Here is a 1,257-nt window from a genome sequence, read left to right as displayed (position 1 = left end):
CGGAAATTGTGCCCCGCCGGGCACGGCCGTGGGCGTAAATCAAAATTTTGGTATTGACGCCCTGGGCGTTCGTTGTGACCTACGGCTGTGCGGGGTCGGACTCGGCGCGTGGCGGTTCGGCATCGTCCGCGAGGATGTTCAGAAGCGACCTGCTCGTAACTTCTTCCAGCAGGAGGTCTGCGGCCACGGAGGGTCGAGCTCGGAGTGGGCGGCTTCGGCAGCGATCCACGCGCTCAGGCGGTTGATCTGCTCAGCGCTCATCACCCATCCGTTCCCAAATTTGGGAATGACTGCTGTCGGCTCCACAACCCCCTTTGGCTTGACGTCCTTCTTCCCGGCCTTGGTGGTCTTGCCTTGCCTCGGCGCGGGGACCTGCCGGGGCGTGAACAGCGCTTCCAGCTCCGGTTGTACCTTCGCCGCCGGCAGCACGCCGCCCACGGTGAGGTACTCGGCAAGGTTCTCCACGACCTCCGCCGTTACCCGCTGCCCGGTCTCCGCCCCGTGCCGTCGCAGCGCCACGTAGAACTCGGCGACGGGCTCGTGTCCGTGCTTCTCGGCTGCCTCGGACAGCGCCCGTACATGGGAGTCGGCCACCGGCCGCCCGTAGATCTCGGTGATCCGCTTGGCCAGACGCCATTCCCCGATCTCCCGGTAGGCGGCGGACTCGCTCATGCCGTCCCACTCGACATCCAGGTACTCCTGGCGGGACCGGTCGCCGGTCTCGCCGCGGAACAACCGGCGCCGGAAGGCGCTCTCTAGAGCCATGCCGCGCATCCACTTCGCGTTGCCGTAGTGATCCCGAGCCATGTGGATGCGGTCGAGGTACTGCTGCTCTTTGGGGCTCAGTGGCCCCGCGCTGTCGATGTCCTCGGGCTCGGGGATCAGGTCGGGAACGAACGCGCGGGCCCGGTCGGACAGGCCGCCGCCGCTCACCGGGCACTCCTGGGCTCGGGCAGGTGGCCGCGGTGCGTCAGCTCGGTCACGAGGGCGTCGTACGGGGCGCGACGGTCTCGCCGATCGCAGGGGTTACCTACGGCATTGGCGATGCCGACGTGCAGGGGGATGCGTGTGCTCAGGACGTCCCACCGGGGATAGGTTCCGTCCTCGCCGAGTGGACCGCGATGCCCGAAGCCCAGCGGCCCTCGACGCCCGACAAGTACGCCTGTCAACGGCCATGTAGTTCTCCCCAGAGGCGGCCAGTAGTTCTCCCCACGGACGGCCAGTGGAAGTTCCCCGGTGGCGGCCAGATATATCCCC

At 67.6% G+C, this 1,257-nt stretch carries 1 protein-coding gene; it reads right to left on the bottom strand.

Annotated elements, in window-relative coordinates; all coding sequences use genetic code 11:
• Positions 1-138 precede the first annotated feature (138 nt).
• Positions 139-933, bottom strand: a complete 795-nt coding sequence (locus ACWGN5_RS41905; protein WP_453524291.1) for a type II secretion system F family protein — start codon at positions 931-933, stop codon at positions 139-141.
• Positions 934-1,257 lie beyond the last annotated feature (324 nt).

Source organism: Streptomyces sp. NPDC055815 (assembly GCF_053616475.1).
This window is presented reverse-complemented; position numbering and strand designations above follow the sequence as displayed.